A 12269-nucleotide genomic window follows, 5' to 3' on the forward strand; every position below is an offset into this window, starting at 1 on the left:
CCAATGATTCAGGAACATCGCTACGACGTCGTCATCGTAGGTGCCGGCGGCGCCGGCATGCGCGCTGCCGTCGAGGCCGGTCCGCGCGTCCGCACCGCCGTGCTGACCAAGCTGTACCCGACGCGCTCCCACACCGGCGCAGCCCAGGGCGGCATGTGCGCCGCGCTGGCCAACGTCGAAGAGGACAACTGGGAGTGGCACACCTTCGACACCGTCAAGGGCGGCGACTACCTCGCTGACCAGGACGCCGTCGAGATCATGGCCAAAGAGGCCATCGACGCGGTGCTGGACCTCGAGAAGATGGGCATGCCGTTCAACCGGACGCCCGAGGGCCGCATCGATCAGCGCCGATTCGGCGGGCACACCCGCGACCACGGCAAGGCCCCGGTGCGCCGGGCCTGTTACGCCGCCGACCGCACGGGCCACATGATCCTGCAGACGCTGTACCAAAACTGCGTCAAGCACGACGTCGAGTTCTTCAACGAGTTCTATGCGCTCGACATCGCGCTGACCGACACCCCGACGGGCCCGGTGGCCACCGGCGTCATCGCTTACGAGCTGGCGACCGGCGACATCCACATCTTCCACGCCAAGGCGGTCGTCTTCGCCACCGGCGGTTCGGGCCGGATGTACAAGACCACCTCCAACGCCCACACCCTGACCGGTGACGGCCTGGGCATCATCTTCCGCAAGGGACTTCCCTTGGAGGACATGGAGTTCCACCAGTTCCACCCGACAGGCCTGGCCGGCCTGGGCATCCTGATCTCCGAGGCCGTGCGCGGCGAGGGCGGTCGTCTGCTCAACGGCGAGGGCGAGCGGTTCATGGAGCGCTACGCGCCGACGATCGTCGACCTCGCGCCGCGTGACATCGTCGCCCGGTCGATGGTGCTCGAGGTGCTCGAAGGCCGTGGCGCCGGACCGAACAAGGACTACGTCTACATCGACGTGCGTCACCTCGGCGAGGACGTGCTGGAAGCCAAGCTGCCCGACATCACCGAATTCGCCCGCACCTACCTGGGTGTGGACCCGGTGACCGAACTGGTTCCCGTCTACCCGACCTGCCACTACGTCATGGGCGGCATCCCGACCACGATCCACGGCCAGGTGCTGCGCGACAACACCAACGTCATCCCCGGCCTGTACGCCGCCGGTGAATGTGCGTGCGTGTCGGTGCACGGCGCCAACCGCCTGGGCACTAACTCGCTGCTGGACATCAACGTGTTCGGCCGCCGCGCCGGAATCGCCGCCGCGGAGTACGCCGCCAACCACAATCACGTCGATCTGCCGGAGAACCCGGCCGACATGGTCGTGGGCTGGGTCGGCGACATCCTCTCCGAGCACGGCAACGAGCGCGTCGCCGACATCCGCACCGCACTGCAGCAGTCGATGGACAACAACGCCGCGGTGTTCCGCACCGAGGAAACGCTCAAGCAGGCGCTGACCGACATTCACGCACTGAAGGAGCGCTACGCGCGAATCACGGTGCACGACAAGGGCAAGCGCTACAACAGCGACCTGCTCGAGGCCATCGAGCTGGGCTTCCTGCTCGAGCTGGCCGAGGTCACGGTGGTCGGTGCGCTGAACCGCAAGGAGTCCCGCGGCGGGCATGCCCGCGAGGATTACCCCGACCGCGACGACACCAACTACATGCGGCACACCATGGCCTACAAGGAGGGCGACGAGCTGCTCTCCGACATCCGGCTGGATTACAAGCCCGTGGTCCAGACCCGCTACGAGCCGATGGAACGGAAGTACTGATCATGAGTGCACCTGTCATCGACAAGCCCGAAGCCGGCGACCCGGAGCTGCCCCCCGTGCCCGACGGCGCGGTCATGGTCACCCTCAAGATCGCCCGGTTCAACCCCGAGGATCCCGACGCCGCAGGCTGGCAGAGCTTCCGGGTTCCCTGCCTGCCCTCGGACCGGCTGCTGAACCTGCTGCTCTACGTGAAGGGCTACCTGGACGGCACGCTGACCTTCCGGCGCTCGTGCGCACACGGTGTGTGTGGCTCGGACGCCATGCGGATCAACGGCGTGAACCGGCTGGCCTGCAAGGTGCTCATGCGTGACCTGCTGCCCAAGAAGGCGGGCAAGCAGCTCACCATCACCATCGAGCCCATCCGCGGCCTGCCCGTGGAGAAGGACCTCGTGGTGGACATGGAGCCGTTCTTCGACGCGTACCGCGCGGTGAAGCCGTACCTGATCACCAGTGGCAACCCGCCGACCAAGGAGCGCATCCAGAGCGCCACCGACCGGGCCCGCTACGACGACACCACCAAGTGCATCCTGTGTGCGTGCTGCACCACCAGCTGCCCGGTGTACTGGAGCGAGGGGTCGTACTTCGGCCCGGCCGCGATCGTCAACGCCCACCGGTTCATCTTCGATTCGCGTGACGAGGCGGCCGCCGAGCGGTTGGACATCCTCAACGAGGTCGACGGTGTGTGGCGCTGCCGCACCACGTTCAACTGCACCGAGTCCTGCCCGCGTGGCATCCAGGTGACCCAGGCGATCCAGGAGGTCAAGCGCGCTCTGATGTTCGCGCGCTAGATCTTTTCGACTGGCTTTCGACACTGCTCAGCGGGCGTCGACACTGCGGCCAGATCGTGTTTTCGAGCGAAATCACGATCTGAGCGCAGAGTCGGCGCCCGTTTTGCGTTGTCACACCCCGCCTGTCACACATTGCGGGGCTACCTCGTCTAACCGGTATGACCGAGACCAAGACACGAATCCCCGCTGTCACCCCCAAACAAGCCGGCCTGCTCACCCGCGCCATGTACTGGTACGCCAAGCGCCAGTTCGGTGAGGTGCCCGAGCCGTTCGCCGTGGCCGCCAACCATCCGCGCCTGCTGGTCGCCAACGGCGTCCACGAGATGCTGTTGCAGGGCGGCTCCAAGAAACTGCCCGCCACGGTTCGCGAGCTCGCGGTGTTCTGGACGGCCCGCACCGTCGGCTGCTCGTGGTGCGTGGACTTCGGCTCCATGCTGATGCGGCTGGAGAACCTCGACGTGGAGCGGCTCAAGTCGATCGATGACCACGCCACCTCGCCGCTGTTCACCGATGACGAGCGTGCCGCGATCTCCTACGCGAACGCCATGACCACCGACCCGCACACCGTCACCGACGAGCAGGTGGCCGATCTGCAGCGCCGCTTCGGCGACGACGGCGTGATCGAGCTGACCTACCAGATCGGTGTCGAGAACATGCGGTCCCGGATGTACTCGGCTCTGGGTATCACCGAGCAGGGCTTCAACTCCGGGGATGCGTGCCGGGTTCCATGGGCTGAGTAATCGCACGCCGCTGGCATCACGATGCGGCCGGGTGGTAGAACACGTTACAGAAACCAGCGGTCCCAGCCGCTGAAACCGCCCGCTCACCAAGGAATCAGCCATGCATTGGTACACCGGCAACACGTTCTACGACACCGTGCTGACCGCGGCCTTCGCGTTCGCCGCATTCGTGATCATCGGCGGCTTCTTCGCGCAGAGTTCCTACGGGCGCTTCTCGACGACGAAACTCGGCCTCAATCTCAACCCGAAGCTCGGCTGGTGGCTGATGGAGATCCCCGCGACCGTGGTGTTCTTGATCAGCTACCTGGCCGGGCCGAACCGATTCGAGCCGACATCGCTGGTACTGGCCGGAATCTGGATGCTGCACTACGCCAACCGGGGGTGGTTCTTCCCGCTCGCGATCCGCCAGGTACCCGGCAAGCGCGGCACCTTCAACATCTCGGTGATCGTGATGGGCATGCTCGTCACCTCCATGCACGGCTACCTCAACGGAACCCTGTTCAGCCACGACTTCTTCGGGCAGTACACCACCGGCTGGTTGACCGACCCGCGATTCCTGGTGGGGCTGGTGATCTACCTGTGCGGATTCGCGCTGCTGGTCAACTCCGAATCGATCGTGCGGAACCTGCGCGACAAGAACAATCCCGGCGCCTCAACCGTTGGGCAGGAGTACCGGATCCCGTTCGGCGGCGGCTTCCGCTTCGTCACCAGCCCGGCCTACCTGGGCGAGATCATCGCCTGGTCCGGGTTCGCCCTGCTGACCTGGGCATTGCCCGGCGTGGCCATCCTGTTGATCACCGCAGGCAACCTGATTCCCCGGGCCCTGGGCACCCACAGCTGGTACCAGGACAAGTTTCCCGAGTACCCCACCGACCGCAAGGCACTGCTCCCCTACGTGTTGTGACGCTGGGCTTGTGACGCTGGGCGCCGTCACCCCTGCGCAGGGGTGATTTCGATGAAAGCTATTGGCATGCCCATGGTTTGACTGCCGTAGTCGAGGCTGCGCTCGAACAACTTCATCGGAGCGCTCCAATTGGCGGCGATCACCGCGTCGGCGTGCGCGTGTTCGGCCTCGGGCAGGATGCGTGCCACACCGGCCACGACGGGTCCGCTGGGCCTGCCGCGCAGATTACTCGCCACCACAAGGACATTCGGGTTGTTGCGGATGCGTTTGACCTTGCCTGTCGACGCATCGGTACGCACGTAGAGCCTTCCGTCCGAGACGCCATGGTTGATCGGGCTCGGCATCGCCTCACCCGATTTCTTGAAGGTCACCAGCACGATCTGCCGGTAGTTCTCGAACCCGGCGAAGCTGCCCGCGGTGGCCGGCCCGACGTCGAAGGCGTCGCGGTGGCGCATCTTGTCCATGCCGCGGAACATCATTCGGCTGAACGTGTGGGCCAGGGTTCCGGGTTCGTTCGGCATCACGTCGTACCTCCAGGCTCGGCAGCCCCACGAAGGGGCGATCCGGTGAACTTGTCGGGGTTGGCGATATCCCACACCGCACAGACCTTGCCGTCGCGGACGGTGAAGATCGTGACCCGCGGCATCATCTCGGGGTATCCGTCACCGGCCGGCGCGCCTGCCGTATAGACGCCCAACTGGCCGTTGACGAGTGCAAATTGACTGCCTGCCAACCAGTTCGGCCCGTACTTCTTGGACAGTCCGAGGATGAACCGGGCCACCTTGTCCGGTCCGTGGATGACGCGAGCGGCGGTCGGGGCGCGGCGGTTCGAATCGCCGGTGAACGTGACGTCGGGATGCAGCAATCGCACGACGGCGTCGAGCTCACCCGACGCCAGCGCGGCCATCAGCTCGCCGGCGACCTGGTTGTGCAAATCGTCGGGCGACGACGGCGGTGGATTGTCGGCGACCGCGCGGCGGGCCCGCGAGGCCAACTGGCGGGCCGAGGCGTCACTGACACCGAGCACGCCGGCGATCTCGGCGAACGGCATGCCGAACCCGTCGTGCAGCACGAAGGCCACCCGCTGATCGGGAGTGAGCCGCTCCAGGACCACCATCGCGGCGAACCGGGCGTCCTCCCCTGCCACCACCGCGTTGAGTGGGTCGTTCCCGTCGAATCCGGTCACCACGGGCTCCGGCAGCCATTCCCCGTAATAGGCCTCGCGCCGGTGGGCCGCAGAGCGCAGTCGGTCCAGACCCAACCGGCTCACCACGGTGGTCAGCCAGGCCCGCAGGTCGGCGATCTGGGTGCGGTTGGCATCCCAGCGGATCCACGCGTCCTGAACGATGTCCTCGGCGTCGGCGAAGGTCCCGGTGAGCCGATAGGCCACGGCCAGCAGGTGTGGCCGCAACTCCTCGAACTCGCCGACCCGGGCGCTCGCGGTCATGGCCCCAGTTTAGGGCGGATCAGCCGACCGACTTGCGCGCCCTCAGGTACCCACCATGACGTAGGTCTTGCGGATCGCCTCTTTGACGAACCAAGTCCCCCGCCAGCCGCGGGGCAAGACCAGCAGCGATCCGGGCCCGATGTCGGCGCTGGTCCCGTCCTCTCCGACAACCGTGCCGGAGCCCGAGATGATGTGACACACCTCGGTCGCGCCCGACCGGTCGGCGGTGAACTCACCCGGGCCGCATTCCCACACGCCGGTGTCGGTCACCGCATCGGCCCAGACTTCTAGCGAGGATTCCAGCTGACCGCTGACACTCGTCGGTTTCGGTTGCGGCTCGGGTAGTTCGACCGTCGTCGCATCAACTTGAAGAAGCTTCACACTCGTCTCCATCGCGTCAGCGCCCGGTGATCTTGTTGGCCACCCGGGCAAGCCCGCTGGTACCGGTGAGCCCGCGGGTGGACTCGCGCCGGTCAGCGGTCCGGTACAGCGCATACATCGCCTGAACTCCGAGCCACCGCAACGGCTCCGGTTCCCACTTGCGGACCCGTCGGCCCACCCACGGCAACCGGGTGAGCGCGGTGTCGCGTTTGAGCACGAGATCGGCCAGGGTGTGTCCGGCCAGGTTGGTGGTGGTCAGGCCACTGCCGACGTAACCACCCGCGGTGCCGAGCCCGCTCGCCCGGTCGAAGTCCACGGTGGCCGTCCAGTCGCGGGGCACACCGAGCACACCACACCACGCGTGCTCGATCGGAATATCCCGGGTCGCCGGGAACATGTCGCGAACCAGGGCCCCGAGCGCATCGATGGTCCACTCCTGGGTGGCTCCGCGATGATCGAGTGCCGAACCGTATCGGTAGGGAATCCCCCGGCCACCCAACGCGATTCGATTGTCAGCCGTGCGCTGGGCATACATGTAGCCGTGCGCGTAGTCGCCGAGGAGCTCGGCCCCCTTCCAACCGACCTCCTGCAGCACGGAATCGGGAAGGGGTTCGGTCACCACCATCGACGAGTTCATCGGCAGCCACGCCCGGCGTTGCCCCGGCATGGTCGCGGTGAAACCTTCGAGGCAACGCAGGATCACCGGTGCCCGGACGTCGCCTCGGACCGTGATGGCACGTCCCGCCTTGATATCGGTCACCTCGGTCTGCTCGTAGATGTCCACGCCCATGCCCGCCACCACGCGGGCCAGGCCTTGAACGAGCTTCGCCGGCTGCACCCGCGCGCAGTGCGGCGTGAACAAGGCGCCCATGGCTCGATCGACCCGGATACGGGCGTTGGATTCGTCGCCGGTGAGCACCACGAAGTCGTCCTCGGTCGCACCCCAACTCCGCTCGAACTCGAGCGATTCGCGGAGCCGGCCCATCTGCGCCTGGTTGCGCGCCACATGCAACACACCGTCTTTGACGATGTCGGCGTCGATGCCTTCGGACTTCGTGACACCGATGACCTCGTCGACCGCGCCCCGCATCGCCCGCATCAGCGCGACGACGCCGTCATGGCCGTGGGTGGAGGCATAGGCGTCGCGGGATCCGGCGAGTTCGGCGGACAGCCATCCACCGTTGCGGCCGGACGCTCCGAACCCGGCGAACTCCTTCTCCAACATGACGATTCGGAGGTCGGGCTGTTCTTTCTTGAGGTAGTACGCGGCCCACAGGCCGGTCAGGCCCGCCCCGACGATGCAGACGTCGGCTTCGAGCGAGCCCGGCAGAGCCGGTCTTGATTCCGGCCAGCCCGCCGCGCGATACCAGAACGACACGCTGCCGTTCACGAAGTCATTGGCGAGACCGCTGGTCGTGCGACCGTCGGGGGACATCTTGGTTCTCCTGTACTCGTGGCTGTTGATCAGTGGGACGTATCGGCGGGCAGGATGGTGGCGACGTCAGGATCGAACGTCAACCAGACCTGTTGCCCCGCTTGGGTGGGCGTGATGCTGTCCGCGCTTTCGCGGACCAGGGCGACGGTCCCGTCGGGCAGGCTGACCTCGACCTTGCGGGAACTACCCAGGTAGATCTCCTGGATCACAGTGCCCGGCACCGCGTTGACGACGTCAGGCTCGGCGTCGCCGGTGACGATACGAATCCGCTCCGGTCGCACCACGACTGCCACCGAGTCGCCCCGGGTGGATTCGCCCTGGCCGGCCACGATCCGCCGACCGTAGGCATTCACCGCACGCCCGTCCTCGAGCTTTCCGTAGAACAGCGACGACTCGCCGAGGAACCGCGCCACGAAGATGCTCTTGGGGTGTTCGTAAAGGTCGGTGGGCGAACCGATCTGTTCGATGCGGGCCTTGTTGAACACCGCGATGCGGTCCGACAGCACGAGCGCCTCGTCCTGGTCGTGCGTGACGTAGACGAACGTGGTGCCGAGTTCGCCGTGAATGCGCTTGATCTCGAGCTGCAGCGAATCGCGCAGTTTCTTGTCCAGCGCGCCGAGCGGCTCGTCCATGAGCAACACGCGCGGCTCGTAGACCATGGCCCGCGCGAAGGCGACGCGCTGCTGCTGACCGCCGGACAGTTCCTTGGGCATCCGCTTGCCGTAGCCGTCGAGGCCGACCGTCTGCAGCGCGGCGGCCACCTTGTCGCGGCGTTGCGCTTTGCCCATCTTGCGCTGGCGCAACGGGTATTCGACGTTGTCGATCACCGTCATGTGCGGAAACAGCGCGTAGTGCTGGAACACCATGCCGATGTTGCGGCGGTACGGCGGAAGATCGGCAACCGGTCGACCGTCGATCAGCAGCTCACCCTCGGTGACGTCGACGAATCCGGCGATCATGTTCAGCGTGGTCGTCTTGCCCGAACCGCTGGGTCCGAGCAGGGTGAGGAATTCACCCGGCCGGGCGTCGAGGTCGATGGCGTCGACAGCCTTTTCCGATCCGTAGGTCTTGGTCAGGCGCCGCATGGTGATCGACGCACCGTGCGGAGTGTTGTCAGTGGACACGGTTCCTCCTGCGCGAGTAGATGCCCGCAACGACGGTCAGACACGTTGTGAGGGCGAGGATGAGGGTGGCGGCCGCAGCGATCGTGGGATCGGTGTCGCGCGTGACCGAGGCGTACATCTTGACCGGCAGCGTCTGCAGGTACGGGTTCTGGATGAACAGCGAGAGCACGACCTCGTCGAAGCTCGTCGCGAACGCGAACAGTGCTCCCGAGAGCACACCCGGGGCCACCAGCGGCAGGGTGACGGTTCGGAATGTGTTCCAGCGCCCAGCACCACAGATCGCGGCGGCGTCCTCCAGCCGCCGGTCGAATCCCTGCAAGCTGGCCATCACCGGCACGATGACGAACGGCAGCGCCAACATGGTGTGCGCGATGACGAAGCCGAACAGGGTGCCGAGCAGGTTCAGCCTCAGGAACAATGCGTAGAGCCCGACGGCGACCACGATCACCGGAACGACCATGGGAGCCAACAGGAATGCCCGAATTCCCTGCCGCCCGGCCAGCGCGGTGCGGCTCAATGCCACCGCCGCGGCAGTGCCGAACAAGGTGGCGAACACGGCAACCAGAACGCCGACCTCCAAGCTCGCCTTCAGGGCTGAGATCCAGGCGGGGTCCTCGAAGAATGTTTGGTACCAGCGCATCGACCATCCGCTCGGCGGGAAGGCGAACGACGGTCGATCGGTGAAGCTCAGCGGCACCACGATCAACGACGGCGCGACCAGCCACAACGCGACCCCGGCGCAGAACAACCCGAGCAGGACGTTCCAGAACGTCTTTGCGTGCCGTGTCATGCCGTGCGCTCCTTCCGGTTTCGGCGCAGCAGATACATCAGGGCCGCGAGCACCAGGAACGTGACGAACAGCAGGACCACGCCCATCGCTCCTCCCCTGCCCCAGGCCAGCAGACTGGTGACCTGCACGTAGATCTGCTGACTGATCAGCGCGTCGTCCGGAGCGCCGAGCAGCGCGGGCGTGACGTAGAAGCCGAGGCTGCTGATGAAAACCATCAGGCAGCCGGCGCCGACGCCGGACAGCGACAGCGGAACCCAGATCCGCGCGAACGAGATAACCGGTCGCGCACCGAGACTCGATGAGGCGAGCACCAGCCTGCGGTCGATACCCGACATCACGGCGTACAGCGGCAACACCATGAACGGCAACAGGATCTGGCTCATGCCGATGACCACACCCAGGTTGGTCCGCAGCAACGGCACACTGCCCAGCCCGACGAACGACAGCAGGGTCTGTATCGGACCGCCGTCCTCCAGCAGGATCACCCAGGCGAACGTGCGCACCATCAGGCTGGTCCAGAACGGGACCAGCACGATGAGGGTCAGCGCGATGCGCACCGCCGGTCCGAACGCGACCATGGCGTACGCGTACGGATAGCCGAGGACCAAGCAGATCACGGTGACCTCGAGGCCAGTGGTGAACGTGCGCAGCAGAACGCTGCGCTGCACCGAATCCCCCAGGTACCAGGTGAAATTGCCGAAGCCGAGTTCCGGGTCGCTGAACGCCTGCCAGAACATGATGGCCAGCGGCAGTCCGAACACCCCGACGACGAGCAGGATCGACGGCAGCAACAAACCGATGTCACCGAGCCTCCGACCGGAGGTCGTTGGAGTTGTCTGGGTCTTCGGTGGCGCACCACCGGCCAGAACATCGACCATCGACATACGACGAAACCTTCCTAGCCCGCCAGCCAGGCCGTGTACTTGGAAGCGATTTCTTCCTGGTGTTCGGCCCAGTAGTCGAGATCGAGCGGGAACTTGTCCTTCTCCCGCTCCGGTGTGGTGGTCAGGTACGACCGGGCGAGGTCATCCAGTTGAGGCTTGGCATCGACGTTGATCGGGCTGTAGGACGTCAGTTCAGCGAGCTTGGCCTGCTGCTGCGCACCGAGGTAGAAGTTGATGAACGCCATGGACGCCTTGGGATTCCGGGCACCGATCGGCACGGCGATCGTGTCGGCCTCCGGCATCCACTGGTCCCACATCGGAGCGAACGGCGCGCCGTTCTTGACCGCCGTGTAGGCGCGACCGCTCCACACCAGCGCCATGTCGACCTGGCCGGACTCGATGAGTTGTTGAGACTGCGCTCCGGTGGTCCAGAAGATCGTGTCATTGCGGATGGAGTTCATCTTCTTGAGCGCGCGGTCGAGATCGATCGGGTAGATCGCGTCGGGCGCGACACCGTCGGCGAGGAGCGCACCTTCGGGCACCCCGGGGTCGAGCTCGCCGGGCACGCCCTCGATGGCCCGCTTTCCGGGGAACTTCGCGGTGTCGTAGAAATCGGCCCACGTCTTGGGCGGGTTCGCACCGTACTTCTCGGTGTTGTAGACCACGATCAGGCCGTAACCCATTGCCGGAACCGAACAGTCGTCGGTCTTGGTTCCCGCGGGCAGCTTGCTGATGTCCACGATGCTGGTGTCGAGCGGCATGAAGAGCTTGCCGCAGTTCTTCGCGGTGAACACGTTGGTGCTGTCGACCACGTCCCACGTCACGTTCTTGGAATCGACCTGGGCCTTGATCTTCGAGTTCTCAGTAGGCCCGTCCTGCAACACCTTTGCCCCGGATTGGGCGGCGAACGGCTCGATCGCCGCCTTCGCCTGGCCGTCCTGGAAGATGCCGCCGTAGGAGACGAACGTCATCGTGGTGCCCTTGAGTGCCCCTTCCTTGATAGAGCCCGCCTGCGGCGGTCCGCTGCCGAGATCGACGTCGGCCGCACGGCCGGGACCTGCCGGCGTGCATGCCGTGGTCAGGAGAACACCGGCGGCAATTAGTGCGGGCAGCCTGCGGGCGACGGGTGACAGGTTCATCGGGTATCTCCTTTGATCTGGGGCGGAAGGGTTTTCGCGGACGCGGGCACGTCCGCAGCGGGCGAGCGGCCCGTCAGGTCGGCCAGTCGGTCGGGGGGCTGACGATCCAGATGAGCTCGACGGGAGCGTCGCTCAAGTTGTGCACCGTGTGCGGCATGGAGGTGCGGTACTCCGCGCTGTCGCCCGGTTCGAGCACGTAACGCTCACCGTCGAGTTCCAGGGTCGGGGTGCCGGCGAGGACGATCAGGATCTCCTGCGCGTCACCGTGCACATAGGCCTCGCCGGCGCTCGACCCCGGCGAGAGTTCGCCCGCGTACACCTCGAGGTTGCGCAGCGGCTTCTGCGACAGCAGGTACTTCACGCTCAGCTCGGACACCTCGATGGTCGGACGCGCCGCCTTGCGGAGGATGCGTACGTCGGTGACCTCGTCGTCGGTGAACAGGTCGGGCAGCGAGATACCCAGCGCCTGCGCCAGGCGACGCAGAGTTCCGACACTCGCGTTGACCTGTCCGCGCTCCACCTGGCTGAGAAAACCCGCGGAGATACCCGCACGGTCGGCCAGCTGCCGGAGCGACATCTTCCGGGCGGCTCGGAATTGACGAATCCGGCCGCCGACCACGGTGTCCGCCGTCTCGGCGGGATCAGGCTCGACAGTCGCACCCATATCGAAATATCCGTTCGTCACATACGAGCAAGAGGATCGTTTTCAGCGAACACTTTGTTCGCTCAAGCCGAACCCTATGTCTGCTCAGTGGCGGCCCGCAAGGCTTCGATCACATTTTCAACATGTTGTGGGATGGGTCACATTGCGGTGTTTTCGGTGTAAATGTGCGTCATATGCCACGTTTACAGCTGTCAAAGCCGTAACCAACGACTGAT

Annotated in this window: 13 protein-coding genes; 4 read left to right on the forward strand and 9 right to left on the reverse strand. The window is 65.6% G+C overall.

Annotated elements, in window-relative coordinates; all coding sequences use genetic code 11:
• Positions 1-3: 3 nt before the first annotated feature.
• The 4 genes from sdhA (at position 4) to AB0I14_RS11125 (ending at position 4190) form a co-directional block, all read left to right on the forward strand.
• On the forward strand, positions 4-1758 hold the full coding sequence (gene sdhA, locus AB0I14_RS11110; RefSeq protein ID WP_358020255.1) for a succinate dehydrogenase flavoprotein subunit: 1755 nt from the start codon (positions 4-6) through the stop codon (positions 1756-1758).
• A gap of 2 nt (positions 1759-1760) precedes the next feature.
• Positions 1761-2546: a succinate dehydrogenase iron-sulfur subunit gene (locus tag AB0I14_RS11115; RefSeq protein ID WP_358020258.1), complete on the forward strand. Its 786-nt coding sequence runs from the start codon at positions 1761-1763 to the stop codon at positions 2544-2546.
• Between the two features lie 158 nt (positions 2547-2704).
• The gene (locus tag AB0I14_RS11120; RefSeq protein WP_358020261.1) at positions 2705-3286 is read left to right on the forward strand and encodes a carboxymuconolactone decarboxylase family protein; all 582 of its coding nucleotides are present in this window, start codon (positions 2705-2707) and stop codon (positions 3284-3286) included.
• Positions 3287-3386: 100 nt separating this feature from the next.
• The gene (locus AB0I14_RS11125; protein WP_358020264.1) at positions 3387-4190 is read left to right on the forward strand and encodes a 3-oxo-5-alpha-steroid 4-dehydrogenase; all 804 of its coding nucleotides are present in this window, start codon (positions 3387-3389) and stop codon (positions 4188-4190) included.
• Between the two features lie 26 nt (positions 4191-4216).
• Here AB0I14_RS11125 and AB0I14_RS11130 read toward each other — a convergent pair whose 3' ends face one another.
• The 9 genes from AB0I14_RS11130 to AB0I14_RS11170 form a co-directional block, all read right to left on the reverse strand.
• A complete protein-coding gene (locus tag AB0I14_RS11130) occupies positions 4217-4711 on the reverse strand; it encodes a PPOX class F420-dependent oxidoreductase (protein ID WP_358020267.1) in 495 nt (164 codons plus the stop codon).
• Entirely contained in the window at positions 4711-5637 is a 927-nt protein-coding gene (locus AB0I14_RS11135) for a sigma-70 family RNA polymerase sigma factor (protein WP_358020270.1), read from the reverse strand. Before AB0I14_RS11135 ends, AB0I14_RS11130 begins: the two co-directional genes overlap by 1 nt.
• A gap of 42 nt (positions 5638-5679) precedes the next feature.
• A complete protein-coding gene (locus AB0I14_RS11140; protein WP_358020273.1) occupies positions 5680-6018 on the reverse strand; it encodes a cupin domain-containing protein in 339 nt (112 codons plus the stop codon).
• A 16-nt stretch (positions 6019-6034) separates the two neighbouring features.
• Positions 6035-7453, reverse strand: a complete 1419-nt coding sequence (locus AB0I14_RS11145) for an FAD-dependent oxidoreductase (RefSeq protein ID WP_358020276.1) — start codon at positions 7451-7453, stop codon at positions 6035-6037.
• A gap of 29 nt (positions 7454-7482) precedes the next feature.
• Complete coding sequence (locus tag AB0I14_RS11150) at positions 7483-8577, reverse strand: ABC transporter ATP-binding protein (RefSeq protein WP_358020279.1); 1095 nt, start codon at positions 8575-8577, stop codon at positions 7483-7485.
• Entirely contained in the window at positions 8567-9367 is an 801-nt protein-coding gene (locus AB0I14_RS11155) for an ABC transporter permease (RefSeq protein WP_358020282.1), read from the reverse strand. The genes AB0I14_RS11150 and AB0I14_RS11155 overlap by 11 nt, the downstream gene beginning before the upstream one ends.
• Positions 9364-10251 (reverse strand): ABC transporter permease, encoded by an 888-nt coding sequence (locus AB0I14_RS11160; RefSeq protein ID WP_358020285.1) that lies wholly within the window; start codon positions 10249-10251, stop codon positions 9364-9366. The genes AB0I14_RS11155 and AB0I14_RS11160 overlap by 4 nt, the downstream gene beginning before the upstream one ends.
• Before the next feature lie 14 nt (positions 10252-10265).
• Positions 10266-11390, reverse strand: a complete 1125-nt coding sequence (locus AB0I14_RS11165) for an ABC transporter substrate-binding protein (RefSeq protein WP_358020288.1) — start codon at positions 11388-11390, stop codon at positions 10266-10268.
• Between the two features lie 73 nt (positions 11391-11463).
• Entirely contained in the window at positions 11464-12054 is a 591-nt protein-coding gene (locus AB0I14_RS11170; RefSeq protein WP_358020291.1) for an XRE family transcriptional regulator, read from the reverse strand.
• Positions 12055-12269 lie beyond the last annotated feature (215 nt).

The sequence above is a fragment of the Mycobacterium sp. NPDC050441 genome (assembly GCF_040655355.1).
Taxonomy (GTDB): domain Bacteria; phylum Actinomycetota; class Actinomycetes; order Mycobacteriales; family Mycobacteriaceae; genus Mycobacterium.

Coding starts and splice junctions, on each gene's coding strand:
- sdhA (WP_358020255.1), top strand. CDS start 4: ATGATTCAGGAACATCGCTACGACGTCGTCATCGTAGGTGCCGGCGGC.
- AB0I14_RS11115 (WP_358020258.1), top strand. CDS start 1,761: ATGAGTGCACCTGTCATCGACAAGCCCGAAGCCGGCGACCCGGAGCTG.
- AB0I14_RS11120 (WP_358020261.1), top strand. CDS start 2,705: ATGACCGAGACCAAGACACGAATCCCCGCTGTCACCCCCAAACAAGCC.
- AB0I14_RS11125 (WP_358020264.1), top strand. CDS start 3,387: ATGCATTGGTACACCGGCAACACGTTCTACGACACCGTGCTGACCGCG.
- AB0I14_RS11130 (WP_358020267.1), bottom strand. CDS start 4,711: ATGCCGAACGAACCCGGAACCCTGGCCCACACGTTCAGCCGAATGATG.
- AB0I14_RS11135 (WP_358020270.1), bottom strand. CDS start 5,637: ATGACCGCGAGCGCCCGGGTCGGCGAGTTCGAGGAGTTGCGGCCACAC.
- AB0I14_RS11145 (WP_358020276.1), bottom strand. CDS start 7,453: ATGTCCCCCGACGGTCGCACGACCAGCGGTCTCGCCAATGACTTCGTG.
- AB0I14_RS11155 (WP_358020282.1), bottom strand. CDS start 9,367: ATGACACGGCACGCAAAGACGTTCTGGAACGTCCTGCTCGGGTTGTTC.
- AB0I14_RS11160 (WP_358020285.1), bottom strand. CDS start 10,251: ATGTCGATGGTCGATGTTCTGGCCGGTGGTGCGCCACCGAAGACCCAG.
- AB0I14_RS11165 (WP_358020288.1), bottom strand. CDS start 11,390: ATGAACCTGTCACCCGTCGCCCGCAGGCTGCCCGCACTAATTGCCGCC.
- AB0I14_RS11170 (WP_358020291.1), bottom strand. CDS start 12,054: ATGGGTGCGACTGTCGAGCCTGATCCCGCCGAGACGGCGGACACCGTG.